Annotated in this window: 29 protein-coding genes; 23 read left to right on the forward strand and 6 right to left on the reverse strand. The window is 68.7% G+C overall.

The genetic code is table 11. From position 1 onward, the window contains the following. Position 1: 1 nt before the first annotated feature. The 8 genes from ABDC25_RS04525 to ABDC25_RS04560 all read left to right on the forward strand — a co-directional run bounded on the left by ABDC25_RS04525 (position 2) and on the right by ABDC25_RS04560 (position 6342). Positions 2-883 (forward strand): flagellin, encoded by an 882-nt coding sequence (locus tag ABDC25_RS04525; protein WP_029258616.1) that lies wholly within the window; start codon positions 2-4, stop codon positions 881-883. After that, positions 880-1251: a flagellar assembly protein FliW gene (locus ABDC25_RS04530; protein WP_347125041.1), complete on the forward strand. Its 372-nt coding sequence runs from the start codon at positions 880-882 to the stop codon at positions 1249-1251. The genes ABDC25_RS04525 and ABDC25_RS04530 overlap by 4 nt, the downstream gene beginning before the upstream one ends. 59 nt (positions 1252-1310) lie before the next feature. Beyond that, the gene (gene tsaB / locus ABDC25_RS04535; RefSeq protein WP_347125043.1) at positions 1311-1934 is read left to right on the forward strand and encodes a tRNA (adenosine(37)-N6)-threonylcarbamoyltransferase complex dimerization subunit type 1 TsaB; all 624 of its coding nucleotides are present in this window, start codon (positions 1311-1313) and stop codon (positions 1932-1934) included. Next, positions 1931-2419 (forward strand): ribosomal protein S18-alanine N-acetyltransferase, encoded by a 489-nt coding sequence (rimI, locus tag ABDC25_RS04540; RefSeq protein WP_347125045.1) that lies wholly within the window; start codon positions 1931-1933, stop codon positions 2417-2419. The genes tsaB and rimI overlap by 4 nt, the downstream gene beginning before the upstream one ends. Continuing rightward, a complete protein-coding gene (tsaD, locus tag ABDC25_RS04545; protein ID WP_021198920.1) occupies positions 2416-3483 on the forward strand; it encodes a tRNA (adenosine(37)-N6)-threonylcarbamoyltransferase complex transferase subunit TsaD in 1068 nt (355 codons plus the stop codon). The genes rimI and tsaD overlap by 4 nt, the downstream gene beginning before the upstream one ends. Beyond that, on the forward strand, positions 3480-3965 hold the full coding sequence (locus ABDC25_RS04550; protein WP_021198919.1) for a hypothetical protein: 486 nt from the start codon (positions 3480-3482) through the stop codon (positions 3963-3965). The genes tsaD and ABDC25_RS04550 overlap by 4 nt, the downstream gene beginning before the upstream one ends. Positions 3966-3968: 3 nt before the next feature. Further along, positions 3969-5108, forward strand: coding sequence for a hypothetical protein (locus tag ABDC25_RS04555; RefSeq protein ID WP_347125047.1), 1140 nt, complete (start codon positions 3969-3971; stop codon positions 5106-5108). A gap of 370 nt (positions 5109-5478) precedes the next feature. Then, a complete protein-coding gene (locus ABDC25_RS04560) occupies positions 5479-6342 on the forward strand; it encodes a hypothetical protein (RefSeq protein ID WP_152525863.1) in 864 nt (287 codons plus the stop codon). 7 nt (positions 6343-6349) lie between these two features. Here ABDC25_RS04560 and ABDC25_RS04565 read toward each other — a convergent pair whose 3' ends face one another. Continuing rightward, on the reverse strand, positions 6350-7555 hold the full coding sequence (locus ABDC25_RS04565; protein ID WP_167253267.1) for an SAM-dependent methyltransferase: 1206 nt from the start codon (positions 7553-7555) through the stop codon (positions 6350-6352). A 158-nt stretch (positions 7556-7713) separates the two neighbouring features. On the opposite strand from ABDC25_RS04565, the gene groES reads away from it, so the two are divergent. The 3 genes from groES (at position 7714) to ABDC25_RS04580 (ending at position 10519) form a co-directional block, all read left to right on the forward strand. Beyond that, positions 7714-8010: a co-chaperone GroES gene (gene groES / locus ABDC25_RS04570; RefSeq protein WP_017203655.1), complete on the forward strand. Its 297-nt coding sequence runs from the start codon at positions 7714-7716 to the stop codon at positions 8008-8010. Positions 8011-8188: 178 nt separating this feature from the next. Continuing rightward, on the forward strand, positions 8189-9118 hold the full coding sequence (gene rarD / locus ABDC25_RS04575; RefSeq protein WP_029266996.1) for an EamA family transporter RarD: 930 nt from the start codon (positions 8189-8191) through the stop codon (positions 9116-9118). A gap of 144 nt (positions 9119-9262) precedes the next feature. Next, positions 9263-10519, forward strand: a complete 1257-nt coding sequence (locus ABDC25_RS04580) for an ABC transporter substrate-binding protein (protein ID WP_021198914.1) — start codon at positions 9263-9265, stop codon at positions 10517-10519. Positions 10520-10611: 92 nt separating this feature from the next. On the opposite strand, the gene ABDC25_RS04585 is transcribed toward ABDC25_RS04580, so the two are convergent. The 4 genes from ABDC25_RS04585 to ABDC25_RS04600 all read right to left on the reverse strand — a co-directional run bounded on the left by ABDC25_RS04585 (position 10612) and on the right by ABDC25_RS04600 (position 14684). Continuing rightward, positions 10612-11385: an ABC transporter ATP-binding protein gene (locus ABDC25_RS04585; RefSeq protein ID WP_021198913.1), complete on the reverse strand. Its 774-nt coding sequence runs from the start codon at positions 11383-11385 to the stop codon at positions 10612-10614. Next, positions 11382-12350, reverse strand: a complete 969-nt coding sequence (locus tag ABDC25_RS04590) for an ABC transporter ATP-binding protein (RefSeq protein WP_136024563.1) — start codon at positions 12348-12350, stop codon at positions 11382-11384. The genes ABDC25_RS04585 and ABDC25_RS04590 overlap by 4 nt, the downstream gene beginning before the upstream one ends. Positions 12351-12417: 67 nt before the next feature. Further along, positions 12418-13395: a branched-chain amino acid ABC transporter permease gene (locus ABDC25_RS04595; RefSeq protein WP_021198911.1), complete on the reverse strand. Its 978-nt coding sequence runs from the start codon at positions 13393-13395 to the stop codon at positions 12418-12420. Positions 13396-13400: 5 nt separating this feature from the next. Further along, positions 13401-14684, reverse strand: coding sequence for a branched-chain amino acid ABC transporter permease (locus tag ABDC25_RS04600; protein WP_347125929.1), 1284 nt, complete (start codon positions 14682-14684; stop codon positions 13401-13403). Between the two features lie 317 nt (positions 14685-15001). Between ABDC25_RS04600 and guaB the strand changes: the two genes are divergently transcribed. Continuing rightward, the gene (guaB, locus tag ABDC25_RS04605) at positions 15002-16504 is read left to right on the forward strand and encodes an IMP dehydrogenase (RefSeq protein WP_021198909.1); all 1503 of its coding nucleotides are present in this window, start codon (positions 15002-15004) and stop codon (positions 16502-16504) included. Between the two features lie 71 nt (positions 16505-16575). Here guaB and ABDC25_RS04610 read toward each other — a convergent pair whose 3' ends face one another. Beyond that, positions 16576-17040 (reverse strand): hypothetical protein, encoded by a 465-nt coding sequence (locus ABDC25_RS04610; RefSeq protein ID WP_081860083.1) that lies wholly within the window; start codon positions 17038-17040, stop codon positions 16576-16578. Positions 17041-17193: 153 nt separating this feature from the next. Here ABDC25_RS04610 and ABDC25_RS04615 point away from each other — a divergent pair, with 153 nt between their 5' ends. From ABDC25_RS04615 to ABDC25_RS04665, 11 genes are all read left to right on the forward strand, one after another. Further along, complete coding sequence (locus tag ABDC25_RS04615; RefSeq protein ID WP_029258604.1) at positions 17194-17508, forward strand: DUF2277 domain-containing protein; 315 nt, start codon at positions 17194-17196, stop codon at positions 17506-17508. 143 nt (positions 17509-17651) lie between these two features. Beyond that, positions 17652-18692 carry a response regulator gene (locus tag ABDC25_RS04620; protein ID WP_029258603.1) on the forward strand — a complete coding sequence of 347 codons (1041 nt, stop codon included), beginning with the start codon at positions 17652-17654 and terminating at the stop codon, positions 18690-18692. After that, the gene (locus ABDC25_RS04625) at positions 18692-19681 is read left to right on the forward strand and encodes an ATP-grasp domain-containing protein (protein WP_347125053.1); all 990 of its coding nucleotides are present in this window, start codon (positions 18692-18694) and stop codon (positions 19679-19681) included. The genes ABDC25_RS04620 and ABDC25_RS04625 overlap by 1 nt, the downstream gene beginning before the upstream one ends. Continuing rightward, positions 19678-20391 carry a PHP domain-containing protein gene (locus tag ABDC25_RS04630; protein ID WP_021198904.1) on the forward strand — a complete coding sequence of 238 codons (714 nt, stop codon included), beginning with the start codon at positions 19678-19680 and terminating at the stop codon, positions 20389-20391. Before ABDC25_RS04625 ends, ABDC25_RS04630 begins: the two co-directional genes overlap by 4 nt. After that, positions 20391-21878: a glycosyltransferase gene (locus ABDC25_RS04635; protein ID WP_347125055.1), complete on the forward strand. Its 1488-nt coding sequence runs from the start codon at positions 20391-20393 to the stop codon at positions 21876-21878. Before ABDC25_RS04630 ends, ABDC25_RS04635 begins: the two co-directional genes overlap by 1 nt. Then, positions 21875-22018 (forward strand): hypothetical protein, encoded by a 144-nt coding sequence (locus ABDC25_RS04640; protein ID WP_021198902.1) that lies wholly within the window; start codon positions 21875-21877, stop codon positions 22016-22018. The genes ABDC25_RS04635 and ABDC25_RS04640 overlap by 4 nt, the downstream gene beginning before the upstream one ends. Beyond that, complete coding sequence (locus ABDC25_RS04645) at positions 22015-22362, forward strand: response regulator (RefSeq protein WP_021198901.1); 348 nt, start codon at positions 22015-22017, stop codon at positions 22360-22362. The genes ABDC25_RS04640 and ABDC25_RS04645 overlap by 4 nt, the downstream gene beginning before the upstream one ends. Beyond that, on the forward strand, positions 22359-24164 hold the full coding sequence (locus ABDC25_RS04650) for an ATP-binding protein (RefSeq protein WP_347125058.1): 1806 nt from the start codon (positions 22359-22361) through the stop codon (positions 24162-24164). Before ABDC25_RS04645 ends, ABDC25_RS04650 begins: the two co-directional genes overlap by 4 nt. Positions 24165-24200: 36 nt before the next feature. Continuing rightward, positions 24201-24449: an AbrB/MazE/SpoVT family DNA-binding domain-containing protein gene (locus ABDC25_RS04655; protein ID WP_021198899.1), complete on the forward strand. Its 249-nt coding sequence runs from the start codon at positions 24201-24203 to the stop codon at positions 24447-24449. Then, positions 24449-24811: a type II toxin-antitoxin system VapC family toxin gene (locus ABDC25_RS04660; RefSeq protein WP_347125931.1), complete on the forward strand. Its 363-nt coding sequence runs from the start codon at positions 24449-24451 to the stop codon at positions 24809-24811. Before ABDC25_RS04655 ends, ABDC25_RS04660 begins: the two co-directional genes overlap by 1 nt. Before the next feature lie 103 nt (positions 24812-24914). Beyond that, positions 24915-25466 carry an OsmC family protein gene (locus ABDC25_RS04665; RefSeq protein ID WP_347125060.1) on the forward strand — a complete coding sequence of 184 codons (552 nt, stop codon included), beginning with the start codon at positions 24915-24917 and terminating at the stop codon, positions 25464-25466. Positions 25467-25514 lie beyond the last annotated feature (48 nt).

A 25514-nucleotide genomic window follows, 5' to 3' on the forward strand; every position in this document is an offset into this window, starting at 1 on the left:
CGTGATCTCTCGAGTGACGTCATCCGCGATGACGCAGACGGCCATGCGTCAACTGCAGTCCAATCTCTCCGAGCTGGCGCGTCTGCAGGAGCAGGCGACGTCCCAGCGCGCGTTCGCCGCCCCATCCGACGATCCGGCAGCCGCGGCAGCCGCACTGGCACTGCATGCCGAACAGCGCCGCACCGAGCAGTACGCCCGCAACATCGACGACGGCCTGGCATGGGTCACCGCCGCCGACACGGCCATCACCGCGAGCACGGCCCTGTTGGGGCGCGTCCGCGACCTCACCGCCCAGGGAGCGAACGACGGTGCGCTCGACGCCACCGCCAAGGAGGCCCTCGCCGTCGAGCTCGAGGGCATCCGCAAAGAGCTCCTCTCCCAGGCCAACACCCGGCTGCTCGGACGCTCCGTGTTCGCCGGTACCTCCGACACCGCGGCCTTCGCTGCCGATTACAGTCACAGCGGGGTGCCCGGAGCCGAGGTCACCCGACGGGTGTCGGACGCGGCATCCGTCCGCGTCGACACCGACGGCGCCGCCGTGTACGGCACCGGAGACGACTCGGTCTTCGCGCTCGTCGACAAGATCGTCGCCGACCTCCGATCCGGCACGAACGTCGGTCCCCGTCTCGGCGAGATCGACGGTCGCCGTACGGCCATGCTCGCGGTGCAGGGCTCCGTGGGCACCAGGCAGGCTCAGATCGAACGCGCCAAGGAGGCGGCAGTGCAGAATTCCGTGTCCCTCGAGTCCCGCAGGACGGCGGTGGAGGACGTCGATTCGATCGAGGTGCTCGTGCGCCTGCAGGCACAGGAGCTCGTGTACCGCTCGGCGCTCGCCGTGAATGCGCGCGTCCTCCAGCCCTCGCTCATGGACTTCCTCCGATGACCGCCGCACTGACCTTCCTCGCCCCGCCGCCGGGACTCGCCCCCCACGTCGACTTCGCGCTCGCACCCGTCGACGGATCCGACGGGCTCTTCTCGATGCGCGCCGTCGACGACTCCGCCTTGCGCCTCTACCTCGTCGATCCCCGGAGCGTCCTGAGCGAGTACGCGCCGATCCTGACCGACGAGCAGGCGGAGGGGCTTGCGCTGGGATCGCCGGAAGACGCGCTGATCCTCGTGGTCGCCCATCCGTCCGCTGAGGGGGTGAGCGTGAATCTCCTCGCCCCGGTGATCGTCAACCGGACGACGGGAGCCGCATCGCAGGTGATCCTCGAGGATCAGGACTACCCGCTGCGCGCCCCGCTCGGCTGACCCCGGACCTGGGCTCCCGTCGGCCGCTCTCCTCAGGGGACGGCGGCTAATCTGGAGTCGTGATCCTTGCCGTCGATACTTCCTTGGGCACGGCTGTTGCCCTCATCGATGCCGACGGGACGCGACGCGCCGAAGCCGGTGCCGTCGACCCGCTCGGCCATGCCGAGGTCATCGGCGACCTCCTCGTCCGTGCTCTCCACGAGGCGGGCGATGCCCAGATCACCCACGTGGTCGCGGGCATGGGACCCGGTCCCTTCACCGGGCTGCGCATCGGCATCGCCGCAGCGCGCACCTTCGCCCTCGGGCGCGGACTGCCGGTGATCCCCGTCCCCAGCCATCTCGCGGCAGCACTCACTGCTCTCGAGGCCGACGCCGCGACCGTACCGTTCGCGATCGTGACGGACGCCCGCCGCCGCGAGGTCGCCATCACCGTGTTCCACGGCCTCGACGACGACGGCATCCCGGTGATCGTCTCCGACACCGTGCTCGTGCGGGCCACAGAGGCCGACGCGCACCTCGACGGCATCCGACGTATCGATGTGGCGACGCTCTCCGGGACGGATCTGGCGCGGGTCGGCGCACGCGCGCTCGCGGCCGGTCGCACCCTCGCCGGCGACGAGCCTCTCTACATGCGTCACCCCGACGTCACGCTCCCCGGCGCCCCGAAGAAGGTGGGCACATGACGCTTCGCAACGCCACTGTCGAAGACCTCGACGCGATCATGGCGATCGAGAACCGGTCGTTCCCGTCCGACGCCTGGAGCTCGGAGACCATGGCCGCCGAGCTGGCGAGCCCGCACGGACGGTACCTGGTCGACGAGCATGAGGGGGCGGTGGTCGGGTACGGCGGGGTGCGCGCCCTGCAGGGAAGCGCCGACGCCGACGTCCAGACCATCGCGTTGCTCGCCGAGTACCGCGGCCAGGGGCGGGGCAGGACGCTGCTGCGTGCGCTGCTCGCGGCGGCCTCGGAGCGTGGTGCGCGCGAGATCTTCCTCGAGGTGAGGGCCGACAACCCCTCTGCCGAGGGGCTCTACCTGGCCGAGGGTTTCGAAGAGATCGCCCGCCGCCCGCATTACTATCAGCCCGACGACGTCGATGCGATCGTGATGCGTCGAGAACTGCCAGGTCACCCGGTGCCGGGCACCACGGCCGAGGAGGCGAAGTCATGAGCGAACCGCTGGTCCTCGGCATCGAGACGAGCTGCGACGAGACGGGCATCGGCATCGTACGCGGACGTACCCTGCTCTCGAACACCATCGCCTCGAGCATGGACGAGCACGCGCGATACGGCGGCGTCGTGCCCGAGGTCGCCGCGCGAGCGCACCTCGAGGCGCTGCAGCCGGCGATCGATGCGGCACTCGCCGAGGCCGATGTGCGCCTGGACGACCTCGACGCGGTCGCCGTCACGAGCGGCCCTGGGCTCGCCGGCGCACTGATGGTCGGCGTCGGCGCGGCGAAGGGCCTGGCGGTCTCGCTCGACAAGCCTCTGTACGCGGTGAACCATCTGGTCGGGCACATCGCCGCCGACATCCTCACCGCCGATTCCGCTCCGCTCGAGTATCCGACCGTCGCGCTGCTCGTGTCCGGTGGACACACCTCGCTGCTGCATGTGCGCGACCTCACCACCGACGTCGAGCTGCTGGGGGAGACGATGGACGACGCGGCGGGAGAGGCGTTCGACAAGGTCGCCCGTCTGCTGTCGCTGCCGTATCCCGGCGGACCGGAGATCGACCGGGCAGCGGCCGACGGCGACCCGAACGCGATCCGGTTCCCCCGCGGGCTGTCCCGTGCCTCCGACCTGGCGAAGCACCGCTACGACTTCTCGTTCTCGGGGCTGAAGACGGCGGTGGCCCGCTGGGTCGAGCGCTGTGAAGCCGAGGGGGTCGAGGTCCCGGTCGCCGATGTCGCTGCGAGCTTCCGGGAAGCAGTGGTGGACGTTCTGGTCACGAAGGCGCTGGCCGCCTGCGCCGACCTCGGTGTGCCGCGGCTGCTGCTCGGAGGCGGCGTGATCGCCAACCGGCGTCTGCGCGAGGTCGCTCTGGAACGGGCCGGAGCCGCGGGGGTCACGGTGCGCATTCCGCCACTGTCCCTGTGCACCGACAATGGCGCGATGATCGCGGCGCTCGCCGCCGAGCTGATCTCGTCCGGCCGCCGTCCGTCCACCCTGGACTTCGGTGCGGACTCGACGCTTCCCGTGACCGAGATCCAGATCGCGGAGGCGGTGTCGGCATGAGCGACGTGTCCGGCTCTCCCGAGGCGACACCCTCGACGACGCCGGCGGCGCGCATCGAACGTCCCAGCGGCGAGGTCGAGCATCCGGCCGGCAGCGCCCGTCTGCCCGGCGCCCGCCGTGACGGCTACACCAAGATGCCGACCGGGCCGGTCGGCATCGAACCGGTCGTCGCGACCGGGCCGGACATCGATGCGCCCGATGACACGGAGTGGGAGCCGTCGACGGGATCCGTGCCGATCGACGACACCCGTCTCGCTCCGTGGGCGCTGTTGGCCGCGATCGTGGCTCTCGGGGCATCGTTCTTCGTCGGCTGGGGCATCCCCGTCGCGGTGGTCTCGGTGATCGCGGCGATCATGTCGCTGCGTCGCCCTGTCGAGAGCCGGGCGATCGCGCGGTGGGCGCTCGTGCTCGGTCTCTGCGCCACGGTCTACAGCTTGGGCTGGCTGGTCTGGGCCGGCATGCAGTTCGAGAGACTCGGCTGACCGGTGCTGGACGCGGCGGAGCTCGAGGAACTGCGCTCCCTGCAGGCGCGGGCCTATGCCCGGGACTCCTCGCTCACGGGCGCCGACGCGGTCAGACTGCGCGAGCTGGAGGAGCGCCGGGTCGCGCGTCCGATCGCGCCGCGCGGCGAGGCGTCACCCGTCGATGCCGTGACTTCCTCCGCGTCGGAGGCGGCTGGACGATCCCCGGTCGATCTCCCGGACGCCGGAACCGAGCGCCAGGGCACGCATGCCGCCGAGGTGTCGGATGCGGAGACGTCTGTTGCGGAGGGGGCGTCGGCCGACGCAGCCTCGCACGACATCGCCCCGCGCGTCCTCCCACTGCTGCGCGTGCACTGGCGGGCGGCCGCGATCGCCGTCGCGGTGCTGCTGGTCGTCGGTGTGGGATGCGGCTGGATGCTCTTCGGCAGATCCGGCACCGCTTCGGTCGCCCTGACCGCGCAGCAGCAGGAATGGCAGAGCGCCCTGATCGCGGGTGGGCGCTACGATCAGGGATCCCTGCGCGCCCTCGCGGTGGAACAGGGCGCGGTCATCTGGGCGGCGACCAAGGACGACGGAGAGAGCACGTGCCTGCTCGTGGCGACATCCCCGTCGGCCCTGCCCACCTGCGAGCGCACCGAGACGGTCGAGAGGACGGGGCTCTTCGGCGCGGTCACGCTGGAGTCGAAGGACGAGATCAGACGCGAGCTCAATGTGCAGCTGATGTTCGCCCCCTCCGGGGAGCCCGCCGTCGCCGTCCACACGTCGGAGTACGGTCCCGGCACCACCAACGGCGTCATCTACGAGAACGCCGAGGAGGCGGAGAAGGCGAAGCGGATCGCCGGGCAGGGGTTCGAGATCAACTCGCTCTGGGTCATCGGCTACGACGGAGAGGTGCCGGTGTGGACGGGGATGGAGCTCGAGGGCTTCCAGACCTGCCTGATCTACGACGGCTCGGACGACCGCTTCCCGCGCGTCTGCGCGGATGCACTCACGATGCAGGAGCAGGGTGCCACGCTGGTGCTGAACGTGCTCGACGATGCGAGCGGCGAGCTCGTGCGCCTCGAGCTTCCGACCGCGAGCAACGGGAACTCCTCTCTGACGATCAGGCGTGAGGGGGGTGCCGGCAGTGCAGGGGGAGGCTGACGCCGACGAGCTCCGCGCGCTCCGGCGCAGGGCCTACGCCCGCGACGGTGTGGTGACGGATGACGAGATCCGGCGGTTGCGCGAGCTCGAGGACGCTCGACGATCCGCGATGTCGACGAGCACGCCGACTCCTGCGGAGCCACTCGCGGTGAGCATCGGCCCGGAGCGTCCTCTGTCTGAGTCTGAGCCGGTGGATGCGCCTGAGCCTGAGCCTGAGCCTGAGCCTGAGCCTGAGCCTGAGCCGGTGCCGGTGCCGGTGCCGGTGCCGGTGCCGGTGCCTGAGCTTGAGCCTGCGCCTGAGTCTGAGCCGGTGGATGCGCCACGGTCATGGGGCGCGGTTCGCCGTGCCCTTCGGCGCTATCGGTGGGGCGTGTCGGCGCTCGCCGTCCTGCTTCTGGCGCTCGGTACCGCCATCGGTGGGGTCGTGTTCGCGCCACGAGACGGGAGCATCCCGCTCACGGCAGCGCAGCAGGAACGCCGAGAGGTGCTCGCCGCGGCCGACTTCGACCCCGGCTCGCTCCGTGCTGTCGCTCGGGACGAGGAGGCCCTGGCGTGGTACGCGACCAAGGACGACGGCAGCATCGTGTGCGTGATCCTCGATGCGGGCGAACAGTCGCAGTCGAACTGTCTGCCGGTCGCCGACACCGGACGCGGCCTGAGCGTGTCGTTTCCCGTGCCGCTCGCCGCGCCGGACGACGACCCGGACGGCGACCCGCGTGGCGTGGGGGGTGTGAACGCCACGATGCTCGTATCGACGACGGGGGAGCCGATGGTCGTGCTCCAGCACTGGTCGATGCCCTCCACGGCGCCCTCGCAGTTCGCGGGCGACGAGCGCACGCGGGCAGAGGAACTGGTGGATGAGGGGTTCGCGTTCACGATCGAGATCGTGGGCTACTTCCGCACGGCCCCGGTGTGGGTCGGGGACCGTCTCTCGGACGAGGGCGAGATCGAGAAGTGCCTCGTCGTCGACGCCGTCGATCTGACGGCGTGCGCATCTCTCGACGCGGCAGCGGAATCCGGGATCGAAGCGCGGATCGATGACGTCGACGGGGCTTCCGGCGGGGTCGTCGGCTCGTCGGTGCTCGAGGCGCGGTTCACGAGGTGGCAGACGCCCTATCTGACCATCACCGACGCGCCGGTGACCGGCGCGGAGCCGGGGGATACCGTCCGGGTCGACGCGCCTCCCGGTGACCCCATCGTGGTCGAGCCGCCGGGTCGCGACGCGGAGCGTTGAGCGGGGGTCAGTTCGCTGCGGGCACCCGGTCGGCGAGGATCGCGCGGCGCTGATCGCCGATGCGGGCCAGGATGAGTGTCGCCTCCTGATCCCCACGCAGCGTGAGCTTCTTGCGGAAAGCGGCGGGATCCACGTCGACTCCGCGCTTCTTGATCTCCAGGCGCCCGATGCCCTGCGCCTGCAGGGCGGCGTTGATCGCCTTGGGGTGGGCCGGGAGGGTCTCGCGCACCCGGAAGGACTGCACGAAAGGACTCGTCAACGCCGCGTCGGAGGTCAGATAGGCGATGTGCTCGTCGAGCATTCCCGCCTCCAGGCTCCGGGCGACCTCGCCGATCAGCCGCGCACGGATCACGGCGCCGTCCGGTTCGTGCACGAATGCGCCGAGCTCGCGCACGGGTTCATCGGGGGCGTCCGCCGGCGCCGTCAGCTCGTGCGAGCGCTCGTCGCGGATCACGAGGGCCGCACGCCGCACCCCTTCCCGGGCGAGCGCGCCGCTCCAGACGACCAGTTCGACCACGCTGCCGTCGGCGCTGACCCACTGCGCCTCGGCGTCGACCGGCAGAGCGTCGCGGTCGTGTGCCGGTCCGAGCTTGATACCGGTCGGATGGTGAGCCGCCACCTCGAACGCCCAGTCCAGCGAGGGGGAGTAGTCGTCGGCCGAGACGCGTCGGGTCTCGCTGTGACCCGAAGTGCGTCTGGCCGGGTCCATCCAGACCGCGCTTCCCGGGTCCAGCGACGAGAAGGCGTCTTCGGCCGTGCGATGGTCGACGACCGCGCTGTCGCCGAACGGGGCCAGGTTGTAGGCGGCGATCGCCGAGGTCACGTCGTCGGCATCGACGGCGCGCACATCGAGTCCGGCGCCGGCGAAGGCCAGGGCGTCACCGCCGATTCCGCAGCCGAGGTCGGCGACACGGGTGAAACCGGCGTGACGGATCCGCTGCGCATGCCGGGCTGCGACGCCCAGCCTCGTCGCCTGCTCCAGCCCCGCGCGGGTGAACAGCATGCGTGCGGCGAAGGGCCCGAACTTCGCGGTGGCCCTGGAGCGCAGGCGGGCCTGGCCGACGACGGCGGAGACCAGCTCGGGGGAGTGGCCGCCCGCGCGCAGCCGCGAGACGGTGCGGGCGACATCGGCGGTCGATTCGATGGGCCCGACCGCGTCGAGCAGTTCGAGACCGGCGGGGGTCAGCAGGGCGCGCAGCTCGGACATCTCCACCCGCTCAGCCTAATTGCCCGTGCGAGTCGTCGAACTGCGGCGCGCACTGGCACTCGCATTGCGTGAGTGCCAGCCGAGCGCCTAGACTGGATTAGCACTCTCGGGTTGAGAGTGCGAACAAGTCTTTCGTGTCAGCGTCAAGAAAGAAGAGGTAGACCGTGTCGGTTTCCATCAAGCCGCTCGAGGACCGCATCGTCATCAAGCAGGTCGAGGCCGAGCAGACCACCGCGAGTGGCCTGGTCATCCCCGACACCGCCAAGGAGAAGCCCCAGGAGGGCGAGGTCGTGGCGGTCGGCCCCGGCCGCATCGACGACAACGGCAACCGTGTTCCGCTCGACGTCGCTGTCGGCGACCGCGTGCTCTACAGCAAGTACGGCGGCACCGAGGTGAAGTTCGGCGCAGACGAGTTCCTCGTCCTGTCGGCTCGCGACGTCCTGGCGGTCGTCGTCCGCTGATCTGCGGAACCTGATTCCCGTCTCTCCTGAGGGGCGGGCAAGGCCATCGAAGGGGCCCGGATGCGTATCGCATCCGGGCCCCTTCTGCATCCGCCAGCGAGCGTCCGATTCCTGCCGAACTGCGATCGACGGGCCGGCGGCGCCGTTCGCGACGCCGCCGCGGGCATAGGGTTGTGCGGTGCCACCACAGACCACCCGCGCCGCGCAGACCGCCGGCGTCGCCTATGCCGGTGGGGCCTACCTCCTCTGGGGTGTGCTTCCCCTCTACTTCCTCCTCCTGGTGCCGACGGGGCCGTGGGAGGTCGTCGCCTGGCGCGTCCTGCTGTCGTTCGTCTTCTGCCTCCTGCTGCTCACGGTCATGCGCGGCTGGGCGGCGTTCGGCGTCATCATCCGGCAACCCCGGCTGCTGGGCTGGACGGCGCTCGCGGGGCTGCTGATCTACGTCAACTGGCAGGTGTTCCTGATCGGAACCCTCAGCGGCAACGTCGTCGAGACGAGTCTGGGCTACTTCATCAACCCGATCACGACCGTCCTGCTCGGCGTCTTCGTGCTGAAGGAGCGCATCCGCCGATTGCAGTGGGCGGCGATCGGCATCGCCGCGATCGCCGTCATCGTGATCGTCGTCGCCTACGGGGAGTTCCCGTGGATCGCGCTGTCACTCACCGCGTCCTTCGGGGTCTACGGACTCATCAAGAAGAAGATCGGCCCTGCCGTCGATGCGGTCAGCGGTCTGACACTGGAGTCGTTCTGGCTGATCCCCATCGCGGTGGTGCAGCTGATCGTCGTCGCACAGACCACGGGGATCACGATGGGGACGAACGGTTGGGCGCATGCGCTGCTGCTGGCCTTCGCCGGTGTCGCCACGGCCGTCCCGCTGCTGCTCTTCGCCGCGGGGACCCGACGCATCAACCTCACCGTGATCGGCATGATCCAGTTCATCACCCCCGTGATGCAGTTCCTCATCGGTGTCCTGGTGCTGCATGAGCCGATGCCTGCCGAACGCTGGGCGGGCTTCATCATCGTGTGGATCGCGATCGGCGTCTTCATCGTCGACCTGCTGCTCGCGGCGCGTCGGGGACGCAGGATTCCGCGGGCTGAACCCGCCTGATCCCCGGACTCATCCGCAGAGGGACCGGGTGTCGGATCGTTAACGCACCGAGATACTTGCGACCCCTGTGCGCCGAGCTCACGCCCTAGTGTTAGAGCACCCGATTGTGGCCACAATCCACGTTCAGTTACGCAAGGGAGCATCATGAACGCATTGAAGGGCTCGCGCACAGCGAAGGTCTTCGCCGGGATCGCACTGATCAGTGCATCCGCCATCGTCATCGCCGGCTGCAGCAGCACTCCGAGCTCGGAGAGCGGCGGCAGCGACAAGCCCGCCGCCGATCTGACGCTCAAGCTCGGTTCGCTGCTTCCGCAGACGGGTTCGCTGGCGTTCCTCGGCCCGCCCATGGAGTCCGGTGTCGGGCTCGCCGTCCAGGAGGTCAACGACGCCGCCGCCGGCGTCACGATCGACCTGACGGCCGAAGACGAGGGCGACACCGACACCAAGGCCTACGAGACGTCGATCACCAAGCTGCAGGGCGCGGGCGTCTCCGCCATCGTCGGCGCCGCGGCGTCGGGCGTCTCCAAGCTCATCCTCGACGGCAACGTGAGCGCAGGCATCCTGCAGATCTCGGCGTCGAACACGTCGCCCGACTTCACCACGTGGGATGACAACGGCCTGTACTTCCGCACCGCCCCCAGTGACCTGCTGCAGGGCGAGGTGCTCGGCAACCTGATCGCCGAGGACGGCGCGAAGACGCTCGGCATCATCTACCAGAACGACGCGTACGGCACCGGCCTCAACGACGCCATCACGAAGACGTTCGAGAGCACCGGCGGCGAGGTCGTCGAGTCGGTCTCGTTCAACGTGGGCGACGCGCAGTTCGACGCGCAGGTCGAGTCGATCAAGGCGCAGAACCCCGACGCGGTCGCGATCGTGTCGTTCGACCAGTTCAAGACCATCGCACCGCTGCTGGTGAACGCCGGCATCTCGGCCGACAAGTTCTACATGGTCGACGGCAACCTGTCCGACTACGGCACGGAGATCCCGGTCTCGCTCGAGGGCGCGCAGGGAACCAAGGCCGGTCCTGCGCTCGCGGACGACTTCACCTCGCGTCTGCAGGACTACTGGACCGGCGAGGGCAACCCCGAGGTCAAGGACTTCACCTACGCGGCTGAGGCATACGACGCCGTCATCCTCGTGGCTCTGGCGTCGCTGGCGGCGGGCTCCACCGAGGGCGCGGACATCGCGGCCAAGATGCAGGAGGTCTCGGGCGGTTCCGGCGACGGCAAGAAGTGCACCAGTTTCGCCGAGTGCGCCAAGATCATCAACGACGGCGGCACGGCCGACTACGACGGCTACTCCGGCGACATCACCTTCGATGAGGCCGGCGACCCGCAGGGCGCATCGATCGGCATCTACAAGTACGGTGCCGACAACATGATCACCCGCACCAACTGATCAGACGATCACATGACGAAGGCCCCGGATCCGATCCGGGGCCTTTGTCGTGTGATGTCCTGTCGTGGTGTCGCCGCGTCGGTGTCGGCGGTTCAGGCCGCGTCGGTGCCGAGCGTTCCGAGGTAGAGACCGATCACCTTCGGGTCGTTCAGCAGATCCCGCCCGGTGCCCTCGTGGGCATCCTTGCCCTGGTCGAGCACATACCCGCGGTCGCAGATCTGCAGGCAGCGTCGGGCGTTCTGCTCCACCATGATCGTCGTGACGCCGGCCTTGTTGATGTCGGACACCCGGATGAACGCGTCATCCTGACGCACGGGGGAGAGACCTGCCGACGGCTCGTCGAGCAGCAGAACCGACGGGTCCATCATCAGCGCGCGCGACATCGCGACCATCTGCCGCTCGCCGCCGGAGAGGGAGCCTGCGCGCTGCTTCAGCCGCTTTCCCAACTCGGCGAAGATGCCGGTCACGAATTCGAGCCGCTCCGTGTAGATCTTGGGGTTCTGGTAGAGCCCCATCTGCAGGTTCTCCTCGATCGAGAGAGAGGGGAAGACGTTGTTCGTCTGCGGAACGAAGGCGACCCCGCGCCGGACGAGCTTGTCGGCCTTCAGGCCCACGATGCTCTCGCCCTTCACCGTGATGTCGCCGCTGCGTACGTTCACCAGACCGAAGATGGCCTTCAGCAGGGTCGACTTGCCGGCGCCGTTCGGGCCGATGATCCCGATCAGTTCCCCCTGGCGGGCGATGAGGTTCGCACCGTTGAGGATGTTCACTCCGGGGAGGTATCCGGCATGGACATCGGTCAGCTCGACGACGACGTCGTCCTGCGGCACGGCCTGCGGTGCGTTGGTCGGCGTCTCCGCGCTCATGCGCTGCCCTTCCCCTCGGTCCCGGAGACCGGATCGCTCGCTTCGAGCTCGGCCTCCGCTTCTGCTTCGATCTTCTCGCGGAGTCTGACCGCCGCGGCGTCCTCGAGCACGGGGATGCGCCCGGTGACCGCTCCCAGGTCGAGGTCCTGATGCGCACCGAGGTAGGCATCGACGACCGCCGGGTTCTCCATGACCTCGTCGGGAGGCCCTTCCGCGACGACGCGGCCCTCGGCCATCACGATCACCCAGTCCGCGATGTGGCGGACCATGTGCATGTCGTGCTCGACGAAGAGCACGGTCATCCCCTGCTCCTTCAAGTCGAGGATGTGGTCGAGAAGCGATTGTGTGAGGGCGGGATTGACGCCGGCCATCGGCTCGTCGAGCATCACCAGCGTCGGATCGCTCATCAGCGCTCTGGCCATCTCGAGGAGCTTGCGCTGACCGCCCGAGAGCGACGCGGCGAAGTCCTTCTCCTTGGCGTCGAGCTTGAAGCGTGTCAGCAGTTCCCGTGCCTTGCCTTCGATCTCGGTGTCCTGTGCGCGCCAGAGGAAGGGGAACAGGCTCGACCAGAAGCCCTCGCCGCGCTGATGCGGAGCACCGAGCTTCATGTTCTCGAGGACGGTCAGCAGCGAGAGCGACTTGGTCAGCTGGAACGTGCGCACCTGCCCCATCCTGGCCACCTTGAACGACGGCACTCCGGAGAGGCTGGTGCCGTCGAACGACCAGGTGCCGCTGTTGGGCTTGTCGAATCCGCAGAGCAGGTTGAAGAGCGTCGTCTTGCCCGCGCCGTTCGGGCCGATCAGAGCGGTGATCGCGCCACGGGGCACTTCGAGGTGATCGACGTCGACGGCGGTCAGGCCACCGAAACGACGCTGGACCGCGTCGACGACGAGGATCGGATCCACCTTGGCGACGCCGGGCTTGACCTCTCCCTTGGTCAGGCCGGTCGTCTTCGGGCGGCGGATGCTCCCCGTGGACGGCGCAGCCGTCGCGGCGTCATCGCCGGGGCCGGGGACCTGTTCGGGGGTCAGTTCATTTGACAAAGGTCATCTCCCTCTTGTCGCCGAGGATGCCCTGGGGGCGGAAGATCACGAGCAGCATGAGCGCGATGCCGACGAAGACGAACACCAGCGTCGATGCCTGGCTGTCGGACATCGGCAGCAGCCCTGCTTTCGCCATCGAGGGGAGCAGGTTGGCCATGAAGGCGAACACCACCCAGAACAGCACCGCTCCCAGCGTGGGGCCGAACACCGTGGCCGCGCCGCCGAGAAGGAGGATGGTCCACAGGAAGAACGTCAGCGACGTCGAGTAGCTGCCGGGGACGACCGCGGAGGGGAGTACGAAGATGATCCCGCCCGCGGCGCCGATCACACCACCCACCACGAGCGCCTGCATCTTGTAGGCGAAGACGTTCTTGCCGAGCGAGCGCACCGCGTCCTCGTCCTCGCGGATGCCCTTGAGCACACGACCCCACGGGCTGCGCATCAGCGCCCACACCAGGAGGATGGCGACCGCCAGGACGATCACGCCGAAGACGCGGTTCCAGAGATCGTTCGCGCTGTACATCCAGGGGCCGAACCCGTAGGTGCCCGTGGGGATGGGGTTCGCATCGCGGAATCCGCCGTTGTACTGCGCGAGGCCGTCGGCGCTGTTGGTCCATTCGTCGAACAGCTGCGTCGTGAACAGGAGGCGGACGATCTCACCGGCCGCGATCGTCGCGATCGCGAGATAGTCGGCACGCAGGCGCAGCGTCGGGATGCCCAGGAGGACGGCGAAGAACGCGCCGCCGAGCAGACCGATGAGCATGCCGATCCACCAGGGCAGGCCGAAGCTCAGCACCGAGATGGCGTAGCCGTAGCCGCCGATGGCCATGAAGGCGGCCATGCCGAAGTTGAGCAGACCCGCGTATCCGAAGTGCACGGCGAGGCCGGTCGCCGCGAGGGCGTAGGCGATCGTGACCGGGCTGAACAGGTAGACGGCCGTGTTCGAGAAGATGCTTCCGAAGTCCATGGTGATCAGCCCAGCCTTTCCCTGCGTCCGAGCAGACCCTGCGGTCTCACGAGGAGGATGACGATGAGCACCACGAGAGCGCTCGCATACTTCAGGTCCGACGGGATCCAGAGGGTCGAGACCTCGACCGCGATGCCGACGATGAGGGAGCCGACGAGGGCGCCGAACGCCGTGCCGAGACCGCCCAGCGTGATGGCGGCGAAGATCAGCAGCAGCATCTGCATGCCCATGTCCCACTTCACACCCGGGCGGAAGTAGGCCCAGAGGATGCCGGAGATCGCGGCCAGTGTTCCGGAGAGGATCCAGACGTAGCGGATGACCCTGTCGACGTCGATGCCGGAGGCGGCGGCGAGCTGGGGGTTGTCGGAGATCGCTCGCGTCGCCTTGCCGATCCGCGTGCGTGTCAGGAAGAACGCCACCGCCAGGATCACGACGATGCTCACGCCCATCGCGATCATGTCGATGTACGACAGCGAGATCGGACCGAACTGGATCGGCGTGGGGCTGGCACCGGGGAGCTGGTACGTGCCTCCGCCGATGATGAACTGGAATGCGTAGCGGAGGGCCAGGGAGAGTCCGATGCTGACGATCATGAGCTGGACGACACCGAGCCCACGTCGCCGCAGCGGACGCCAGATCCCCGCATCCAGCGCCCAGCCGAACAGGCCGCCGCCGATGACGGCCGCGGCGATGCCGAGCCAGAGCGGGAGATGCCAGAACGTGGTCGTGACCAGGGCGACGAGACCGCCCCACGTCACCATCTCCGCGTGCGCGAAGTTCGACAACCGGGTGGTGCCGTAGATGAGCGCGGCACCCATCGAGGCGAGTGCGAGCAGGAGGCCGAAGTTCAGGCCGCCGACCAGTCGTGAGAGCAGCTGGTCGATGAAGGAGACCGTGACCCGCTGGCCCTCGCCGAGGAACAGATTCATGATCTTGGTCCCGGTGAGACCGAACTCGACCTCGAAGGAGGCTGTCGTCCCCGCGATCGGCTGCGTTCCCTCCGGCAACTGGGTCGCGTCGACGATCACACCCTTGGGCAGGGTCGACTCGTCGACCGTCAGGGTGTACTTCTCCTTCTCGGGCACGTAGAGACGCCATTTGCCTTCGGCGTCGGTCTCGGTCTCACCCTTGAAGCCCTTGCCCTCGATGGACATGACGACGCCTTCGACAGGTTGATCGTCGAAGGTGACGACACCGGCGAAGTAGAACTCCGTGACCTCCTGCCCGTCGTCCGTCGTCTCGGCCGAAGCCGATGAGGGGGGTAGGAACACGAACGCGGTGAGCGCCATGAGGATAGCGAGCAGCGCGACCACCCAGGGGCGCTTTCGCTGCACGGCGATTGTTGTGGGTCCCACGCAACCTCCACTTTGAGTGCTGTGTCTCCGCGGTGTCGGGTCGACCGCGGGGATGGACGACGCACTTGAGCGTAATGCGCGATCGGCGATTCGCCTACGGTCCCTGCCAACAGTCCGGTAACGACGGGGCTCTGGGAATGTTCTCGGGCGTGTCTCGCTTAGAATCTTCATACGGGCCGCGGCCCCGCACCGGCCGACGTCGACCACCCCCTCGCACTCGGACATGCGCGACTCGCGCAGAAGGAGAATCCATGGAACAGCACGATCCCTTCGGCTTCGTCGGACTGACGTACGATGACGTGCTGCTGCTCCCCGGGCACACCGACGTGATCCCCAGCGAGGCCGACACCTCGTCGCGGATCACGCGCCGCATCTCGGTCGCTACCCCGCTGCTGTCGAGCGCGATGGACACGGTCACCGAATCCCGCATGGCGATCGCCATGGCCCGTGAGGGCGGCATCGGCATCCTGCACCGTAACCTCTCCATCGCCGACCAGGCCGCGCACGTCGACCGCGTCAAGCGCAGCGAGTCGGGCATGATCACCGACCCCATCACGACGACGCAGGATGCGACCGTCGAAGAAGTCGACAACCTCTGCGCGAAGTACCGCATCTCCGGTCTTCCGGTGGTCGACGACGAAGGAAAGCTGGTCGGCATCATCACGAACCGCGACATGCGGTTCGTCTCGGGCTTCGAGCGTCAGACCACCTTCGTCAAGGACGTCATGACGCGGGAGAACCTCGTGACCGCTCCCGTCGGCGTCGCCGCGGGCGAGGTCATCGCGCTGTTCGCCAAGCACCGTGTCGAGAAGCTGCCGCTCATCGACGGCGACGGCAAGCTCGCCGGCCTCATCACCATCAAGGACTTCGACAAGAGCGAGAAGTACCCGCTCGCCACCAAGGACGACCAGGGCCGCCTGCGCGTCGGTGCCGCCATCGGCTTCTTCGGCGATGCCTGGGAGCGTGCGGAGGCGCTGCGCGACGCCGGTGTCGACGTGCTCGTTGTCGACACCGCCAACGGGCAGTCGCAGGGCGTCATCGACCTCGTCCGCCGTCTCAAGGCCGACACCTCGTTCGAGCACATCGACATCATCGGCGGCAACGTCGCGACCCGCGAGGGCGCCCAAGCGCTGGTCGACGCGGGCGTCGACGCCGTCAAGGTCGGTGTCGGTCCCGGGTCCATCTGCACCACGCGCGTCGTCGCCGGTGTGGGCGTCCCGCAGGTCACCGCGGTCTACGAGGCGTCGCTCGCCGCGCGTCCCGCGGGGGTTCCGGTGATCGCCGACGGCGGACTGCAGTACTCGGGTGACATCGCCAAGGCCCTGGTCGCCGGTGCCGACGCCGTGATGCTCGGCTCGCTCCTGGCCGGAACCGACGAGTCCCCGGGCGAGATCGTCTTCCAGTCCGGCAAGCAGTTCAAGCAGTACCGCGGCATGGGCTCGCTGGGCGCCATGCAGACCCGTGGCAAGCAGACCTCGTACTCCAAGGACCGCTACTTCCAGGCCGACGTCCCCAGCGACGACAAGCTGATCCCCGAGGGCATCGAGGGGCAGGTGCCGTACCGCGGTCCGCTCTCCGCCGTGGCCTATCAGCTGGTCGGCGGACTGCGTCAGTCGATGTTCTACGTCGGCGCGCGCACCATCGAAGAGCTCAAGACGCGTGGCAAGTTCGTGCGCATCACCTCGGCGGGGCTCAAGGAGTCGCACCCGCACGACGTGCAGATCGTGGTCGAGGCGCCGAACTACAAGAAGTAGCCGCCACAGACGACGAGAGGGACCGGATGCGTGTCGCATCCGGTCCCTCTCGTCTTCTCGTCGGGGGTGGCTCAGCCGCACCGGTAGGTGACGCCGTCGACCTCCCATACGCCGGTGCCCAGCTCGGCACACATGCCGATGAGGCCGGCGATGACCGTCGCGAACAGGATGATCCCGATGATGCCGGCGATGGTCAGGATCGCGCCGATGATGATGCCGGCGATCGCGAGTCCCTTCGGCTGCCCCGCCTTGCCGAGCTTCACGACGGCGACGATGCTCAGGATGAGGCCGATCGGTGCAGCCACGAACGCGAGGACGAGGCCGACGATGGACAGCACGCGTCCAGGAGGGGTCGGTTCCGGCTGCGGATACGCGGGTGCTGCGGGAGCCGGGTATCCGGAGGCGGGTGCCGCGCCCGGAGCGGTATCCCAGGTCGGTGCCGAGGCGGGCGGAGGCGGAGTGGGGGCGGCTGCCGGCGGCGGCACCGGGTTCGAGGAGTCGGGCGCTGGCGGTTCGGGGAACGGGGGGTTGGTCATGTGCTTTCCTGTCGACGAGGCGGGAGGGAACGCACGGGCGGTCCCGGTTGCCCCCGAGCGTAGCGACCACCCCACGACCGCACCATCCCCTCCGCGCCGTGGACCTCCGGTCGGCCTCTTCCGTCTGCGTGCGGGGCGGCGTAGCGTTCCGGTATGTGTCGGAACATCGTCCCGTTGAACAACCTCGAACCCGCAGCGACCGATGAGGAATGCCACGACGCCGCCCTGCAGTTCGTGCGCAAGATCGCCGGGACCACGACCCCGTCGAGAGCCAACCAGCCGGCGTTCGACAGCGCCGTCGGTGAGATCGCCGTGGTCGTCAGCCGGCTCCTGAGCGAGCTCGTCACCACGGCGCCGCCGAAGAATCGCGAAGACGAAGCGGCGAAGAGGCGGGCCCGATCCGCTGAGCGGTACGAGGCGATCCGGGTCTTCCAGGAGGAGAAGCGCGCGGCCCGCGCCGGAGCGTAGGAGAGGCGCCGTCGCCAGGACGGTGCCGTATGCCAGAATCGACATACCCCGCTCGACTTTCCCTGCGGACCCGGTGTTGAAGGGCATCGAGATCGCGTGACCGACCCCCATCGGTCAGGGAACCTCCCCAAGGAGAGCTGTACATGGAGGAATCCCCTCGCGTTCTCGTCGTCGATGACGATCCGGACGTCGCCCTGCTCGTGAAGACCGTGCTCGAGCGGCGAGCCGGCTGCATCGTCGACGTCGCCGAAGACGGCCGTTCGGCTGTGGAGCGCGTCGCCGAAGTGCGTCCGGACGTCGTCGTCACCGACATCGAGATGCCGGGACTCAACGGGCTCGAACTGCTCGCCGAGTTGCGGAAGACGGTTCCCTCGGTTCCGGTCGTGGTGATGACCGCCCACGTCTCGGTGGAGTACGCCGTCTCTGCTCTGCGGGCGCAGGCGGATGAGTTCCTCACCAAGCCGCTCGACAACGGCAAGCTCGTGGAGGCGGTCACCCGTCTCGTCGAAGAGGGGCGGCGACGCCGTGAAGAGGCGCGCAAGCCCGAGCGGGTGCTCGCGATCGGTGCGCACCCCGACGACGTCGAGATCGGCGTCGGCGGGCTGCTCGCGGCCCACGCCGCGGCTCACGATGAGATCACCATCCTCACGCTCTCCCGCGGGGCCAGAGGGGGCGACGCCGACAGCCGTCAGAACGAATCCCTGGCCGCGGCCGACATGTTGGGCGCCCGTCTGTTCCTGAAGGACCTCGTCGACACGGAGATCTCCGGAGGCGGCTCCACGGTGCGGATCATCGAAGAGGTCGTGCAGGAGATCCAGCCGACGATCGTCTACACGCATTCGAGTCACGACCGCCATCAGGATCACCGCGCCGTGAGCGAGGCCACCATCGTCGCGACGCGGCGCGTGGGCACCGTTGCCTGCTACCAGAGCCCGTCCTCCACGATCGACTTCCGTCCCACGAGGTTCGTGCGCATCGACCACTACCTCGACGAGAAGCTGCGGCTGCTGGAGCGCTTCGGATCGCAGACCGCGAGCCGCGACTACCTGGCGCCCGAGTTCGTCACCGCAACGGCCCGGTACTGGTCGAGGTTCGGCGGAGGCACCGCGGTCGAACCTCTCGAAGTGGTCCGCGAGACCGCCGAGTTCATCGGCGCCCACGAACTCACGCGACGGGAGAGCTGATGACCAAGCGGGTGCTGGTGACCGGTGCCGGGGGACCGGCAGGAGTGGCGGTGATCCGGTCGCTGCTGCGCCGATCCGATCTGACCGTGTTCGCCGCCGACATGGACGGCTGGGCGAGCGGCATCTACCTGGTTCCACCGGTGCAGCGGCGTCTGGTGCCGCCGGGAAGGGACGCCGACTTCGTGCCGGCGATCGCCCGCCTGGTCGCGGAAGACGGCCTCGACCTGGTGATCTCGACCGTCGACGTCGAGCTCATCGCGCTCGCCGAGCGCCGGGAGGAGCTGGCCCCCGCTGTCCTGGCCGCTCCGTCGGCGGACACCCTGAACACCGCGCTCGACAAACTCGCGCTCGCCGAGCGCTGCGCGCCGACCGGACACACCCCGCGCACGGTTCTCGCCGGACGTGACGCCGAGGCCGTCGACTGGGAGTTCCCGGTCTTCGCCAAACCGCGTCAAGGCGCGGGGAGCCGTGGCGTGCGGCTCGTCCCCGATCGCGCGGCTCTCGAGGCGCTGCCGACGGACGAGGGACTCATCGTGCAGGACTTCCTCCCGGGGGAGGAGTACTCGGTCGACGTCATCGCGGATGCCGCCGGCAACGTCGTCGCGGCCGTGCCCCGCACCCGCGCCCGGGTCGATTCCGGCGTGGCGATCGCCGGGCGCACCGTCCGCGACCCGGAGCTCGAGGAGACGGCGGCATCGATCGCGCGTGCGATCGGACTGGTCGGCGTCGCGAACGTGCAGCTGCGGCGCGATCGCACCGGTCGTGCCGTGCTGCTCGAGGTCAATCCGCGCTTTCCCGGGGCACTGCCGCTGACGATAGCCGCGGGCGTCGACATCCCGTCGCTCGTGGCCGACCTGTTCCTGGGGCGCGAGCTGCCGGTGCAGGTACCGTTCCGTGAGGTCGCTTCCGTGCGCTTCCTGGAGGACGTGATCGTCGAGATCGAAGACGTGCTGGTCTCCGCCCATGCAGGGCACCAGGAGGAGCTGTGAGCCACGCTCTGCTTCGCGGCGATCACCACGTCCACTCGACGTTCTCGGACGATGCCGTATCGACGCTCGCCCAGAACGTCGAGGCGGCAGCGGCCGCGGGACTCACCACTCTGCGTCTGGTCGATCACGTGCGACAGGGCACCACCTGGGTGCCGGAGTACCTCGCTGCGGTGCGGGCCCTCCGGGTGCCGGATGGTCTCGCGGTGCTCACGGGAGTGGAGGCGAAGATCCTCGACGCCGCGGGAACGCTGGACATCCCGACGCTCCCGGACGGGATCGACCGCATCCTCATCGCCGATCATCAGTTCCCCGGTGCGGCCGGTCCTCTCGGGCCCTCGGCGGTCCGGGAGCGGATCGCCGCCGGCTGGGCGACCGACGATGTGCTCGATCAGCTCGTCGAGGCGCTCGTCGCCACGATGCGCCGGTACCCGGGGAACCAGCTCGCGCACTGCTTCTCGATCCTGCCGAAGATCGGCCTGTCTGAAGACGATCTCGGCCCGGAGCGGACGGAAGCCTGGGCCCGGGCCGCCGCCGAGACCGACACCCTCGTCGAGGTCAACGAGAAGTGGGGGTGCCCCGGCGTCCCGGCACTGACCGCCCTGCGGCGCGTCGGCGGCGAGATCGTCGCCTCCACCGACAGTCATGACGCCTCGGAGGTCGGCCGATACTCCCGGGTGATCGCGTTGCTCGACGCGATGGAGGTGTCGTGATGACGGATCTCTCGGTGCTGGAGGCCGTGCTGGTCATCGTCCTCCTGCTCTGCGTGCTGGTGGGAACGCTGCCCGTGATCAATACCGGGCTGCAGTTCCTCGTGCTGCCGCTGCACGCGTTCCGCAATCACTACGGCAAGGCGGCGCCGTACCACCCGCACGTCGCCGTCATCATCCCGGCCTGGAACGAAGGCGCGGTGATCGGTCCGGCCATCGAACGACTGCTGCAGCTGGAGTATCCCGCCGAACGCCTCCGGGTCTTCGTCGTCGACGATGCGTCCACGGACGACACCCCGGCGATCGTCGGCGCGAAGGCGCAGGCCCATCCGGGTCGCGTCGTGCACCTGCGGCGCGAGAAGGGTGGCGAGGGCAAGGCGCACACGCTCAACCACGGTCTCGATGTGGTCCTCGCCGACTCGTGGACCGAAGCGGTGCTCATCATGGATGCGGACGTGATCTTCGCGCGCGACTCGCTGCGCAAGCTCACCAGGCACCTCGCCGACGAGAAGGTCGGCGCGGTGACGGCGTACATCGCTGAGGGCAGCCGCGACCGCAACTACCTCACCCGGTTCATCGCGATCGAGTACGTGATCGGCCAGCTCTCCGCCCGCCGGGTGCAGAACGTGGGCGGTGCGATCGCCTGCCTCGCCGGTGGCGCGCAGCTGCATTCGCGGGCGAACCTCGAGGCCATCGGGGGACGCATCCCGACGGGCACGCTCGCCGAAGACACCATGACGACCTTCGAGGGTCAGCTCAAGGGACGTCGGATGGTCTTCGAGCCGCACGCGGTCGTGCTGGCCGAGGAGCCGCGCACGATCGACAGCCTGTGGAAGCAGCGGTTGCGCTGGGCGCGGGGCAACGTGCAGCTGACCTCGATCTACCGCAAGCTCTGGTTCCGCCCGAGCCGCGAACACAACCTGGGCAGCTTCAGTTTCGGGCTGGCCTGGTTCACGATCCTGCTGCTGCCCGCCTTCATGCTGCTCGCGGCTGCGGGGATGCTCGCACTGCTCGTCCTGCACAGCGACATCGCCGAGTTCGTCTTCCGCTTCATGTGGATCTCCGCGGCCTGCATCTACCTCTTCTCGATGCTCTACTCCGTGCAGCTCGACCCGCGGACCGGCAGACATTCCTGGCGCGAGGCGATCATGTTCCCGGGGCTCGGTGCCCTGATCCTGATGGCGATCGCCCTCTTCCCCTGGGCATTCGAATCGCTCCTGACCGCCGTCGGGCTGGGGCTGACGGATCAATCCCGCTTCGTCTGGGCCGTGATCTTCTACCTGTGGGGCCCGATCTCGATGCTCGGCATCTGGCTGGCGCGCGCGGTGGAGCCTCTTCCCGGTGGACGGTTCTTCGCCGGTCTGCTGCTGTACATCTGCGGATACGGGTCGCTGCTGTGTGCGATCACCGTGGACTCCTACATCAAAGAATGGCGTCGAGCCGACGCCTCCTGGATCAAGACCGAGAAGATCGGACGTGTCGACTCATGACCGCAACCCCGTCGCACGATGCCGAAGTCGAGGAGATCGCCGCGGACGCCCGACGCGAGCGGCGACTGATCCCTCAAGCCCTGCTCGCCCTGGTCGTCGTCGTCATCATCGTCGTCGTGCGAGAGCTGTTCCTTCGATGACCGGGAGGCCGCTGGCCCTCGTCGTCGAGGACGCTCCCGACCAGGCCGCCCTGCTGCGTCGATACCTCGATCGTGAGGGCTTCGACGTGTTCATCGCCCGCGACGCGGAGTCGGCGATCGCGGCGTTCCCCGAGATCGATCCCGTGCTGGCGGTGCTCGACCTCATCCTTCCCGGCATCTCGGGTCAGGAGTGCGCGCGGCTGGTCCAGGAGCGGTTCCCCGAGTGCTTCCTCGTGATCAGCTCCGTGCTCGACGCCGCCGACTATCCGCCGGCCGATGCCGCCCTGCCGAAGCCGATCACCGGCTCCGACCTGCACGCCATCGTGGGGACGGTGCGGCGATGAGGGCGACTCCGCTCGACCGGGCGGAGAACCGCTGGTATCAGGTCTTCGACAACCCGAGCCCGCTGCTCAAGCAGGCACCGACGGTCATCGCGACCGTCATCGCGGCGATCTTGACCTGGTGGGTCCCCGACCTGCCGATCACGCACGTCGCACCGGCCGTGGCGGGAATCGCGGTGGTCCTCGCGGCGACCGCGTTCGCCGCCGTGCTCACCGCGCGCGGCACGATCGACGGATGGGCCGTCCTCCTCATCCCCATCGTCGACATCGCCGGGCTCGGCCTCTTCCGCACCGGCACCGGTGGCGCCACCTCGCTCTTCTCCTCGCTCGTGCTCCTCCCCGTGGTCTGGCTGGCCGCGGCGCCCGGAATCCGCTGGGTGTTCGTGGTCGGCGGGCTGACCTCGATCGCCCTGCTCATGCCGTACTTCACCGACCCGCCCGAGACCTCGGTCGAATGGCTGCGCGGTGTGGTCGGACCGCTCGTGTTCTCGGCGGTGGCGGCGGTCATCAACCAGCTCTCGAGACAGCAGCGCATGCGCGTGGAGCAGGCGGAGGAGCTCGTCGCCGAACGCACAAGGGCGCTGTCGGAGAACGTCGCGATGATCGTGCAGCTGCGCGACAAGGAGCGTCAGTACCGTGAGCTGCTCGACTCGTTCGAGAGCCTCTGGTCGTCCATCACGGCACAGGCGGTGATCGCCACGGATCGGCGCGGCATCGTGACGGCGTGGAACCCCGGCGCGGTGCGGCTTCTCGGGCTGCCGGTCGACGAGGCGCTCCGCGACGTGCGCATCGATCGCTTCTTCTCCACCGCCGTGCTCTCGATGCTCGCCGCGGAGAACGCGCAGGACGCGCAGGTCGTGCGGGGGAATCCTCCGCGGGATGCCGAGCTCGCCGCCGGGATCGAAGCGCTGTTCGCGCAGGCCGATGCCGGGTCGACGGTGGACAGCGACATCGAGGTGGTCACGGCAGGGGGCACCACGGTTCCGGCGCGCGTGACGGTCAGCCCGCACAAGGACGGCGCCGGCGCACAGCAGGGCTACCTCTTCGTGCTGACCGACGAGACCAGGGCCGTCGAGGTCGCCCGCATGAAGGATGAGTTCGTGGGGATGATCTCGCACGAGCTCCGCACGCCTCTCAGCGCGATCATCGGCTTCCTCGATCTGCTCCAGAACGATCCGGGGCAGCCGCTCACCGATGACCAGCAGGAGTTCGTCGGCATCATCGAGCGCAACGCGCAGCGTCTGCTCACCCTCGTGGGCGACCTGCTCTTCACGGCGCAGGTCGAGTCGGGGCGGTTCCCGCTCGAGCGCGAGGAGACCGACGTCGCCGAGTTGGTGCGATCGGCCGTGACGTCGGCCGGGCCGCATGCGCAGCGCGAGGGCATCGATCTCGTGGCCGAAGTCGGGACGGATGCGATCCCCGTCTTCGTCGACGCTGGTCGCATCGGGCAGGCCATCGACAATCTGCTCTCGAACGCCATCAAGTTCACGCCGCGAGGCGGTACGGTCACCGCTCGGGTGCGGACGCTCGACGGAGGCGTGGAGTTCTCGATCGCGGACACCGGAGTGGGCATTCCGGAGGACGAGCAGGGGATGCTCTTCACCCGCTTCTTCCGTGCATCGACCGCGACGCGCAACGCGGTGCCGGGGGTGGGGCTCGGCCTCACGATCACCCGGGCCATCGTGCTGGCGCATGGGGGGACGATGGACGTGACGAGTCAGGAGGGTGTCGGGACGGAGTTCCGTTTCTTCCTGCCGGCAGCGCCTCGCACCGAAGTGCTGATGAGCCTGAGCCGGCCCGACTGAGTCCCTCATCGAGCTGGAGGGTGGTACTCTCGGGGCATGGGTACCACATTCGTTGCACCGATGGGCGACCGTGGGCGCCTGGTGGTCCCTGCCGAGCTCCGTGCCCGTCAGCACTGGGAGCAGGGGGTTCCCCTGCTCATGATCGAGACGGCGGGAGGCGTGATTCTCGTCACCCGGGAGCAAGCCAAGGCGCTGGTGAGGTCACAGCTGGAAGGGAAGGACGCTCTCGAGTCCCTTCTTGCAGAGCGACGCAGATCAGCGAACTCCGAGGACGCGGCTGCGTGATGGTGGTCGATGCGTCAGCGCTCCTCGCATTCCTGCAGGGAGAGCCGGGCGCCGATCGGGTCGAGGAAGTCCTCGATGAGTCGGTGATCGGAGCGGCGAACTGGTCGGAGGTCGCGCAGAAGGTGCGCGCATCCGGTGCCGATTGGGGGGTCGCTTCCGGTTTGCTGCTCAGCTATCGAGTGCGTGTGGAACCCGTGTCTCAGCGCGACGCCGAAGCCGCCGCGGAGTCATGGGAGCGCGGGAGCGGACTCTCACTGGGAGATCGGTTGTGCCTCGCACTCGCGCGACGTCTCGACATGCCCGTTCTCACGGCGGACCGCGCGTGGGGCGAGTCCGAGCGCATCGAGCAGCTGCGACGCTGACCCGAGCGGAGAACACCTCGGCGTCGTGACGCTGCGTGTCCCGGTGTGAAGCCGGATGACGAATGGCCGGCAGCGCACGCGGGATGGTCGCTACCGTCGGGCCATGACTCTTCTCCAGGACCAGCTCGCCGGTGTCGCCGATGTCACAACCCCCGAGCGCGCGCAGCGCCTCACCGACGCCGGATCGGCGTGGAACGACCGGATCGCGGCGGACGACGCCAATGCCCGGCTGACGTATCGGGTCAGTGGGCGCGGCATCGGCTCCGTGGCGACCGAGATCCGCGCAGGCAAGCACCGCTTCATCGTCGACGAGCCGGGCGCGCTCGCGGGTGACGACGTGGCGGCCAGCCCGGTCGAGTATGCGCTGGGTGCGCTCGTCTCGTGTCAGGTGGTCGTGTACCGGCTCTACGCCCAGGCTCTCGGGCTCACGATCGACGGGATCGAGATCACTGCGGAGGGTGACCTCGACGTGCGCAAGCTGTTCGGCCTCGACGAGTCGGGGCGTGCAGGATTCCACGACGTGCGGGTGGCGGTCGACATCACCGGCCCGAACACCCCGGAGGAGTACGAGAACCTGCGTACCGTCGTCGACGCGCACTGCCCCGTGCTCGATCTCTTCGCCGCTCCCGTGCCGACGTCGAGCGTTCTGGTCTGACCGTTCGGAGCATCTCCGGCCGCGGTGTGGAGCATGCCCGCTCCTGCT

It is taken from the genome of Microbacterium sp. SY138 (assembly GCF_039729145.1).
Lineage (GTDB): Bacteria > Actinomycetota > Actinomycetes > Actinomycetales > Microbacteriaceae > Microbacterium > Microbacterium maritypicum_A.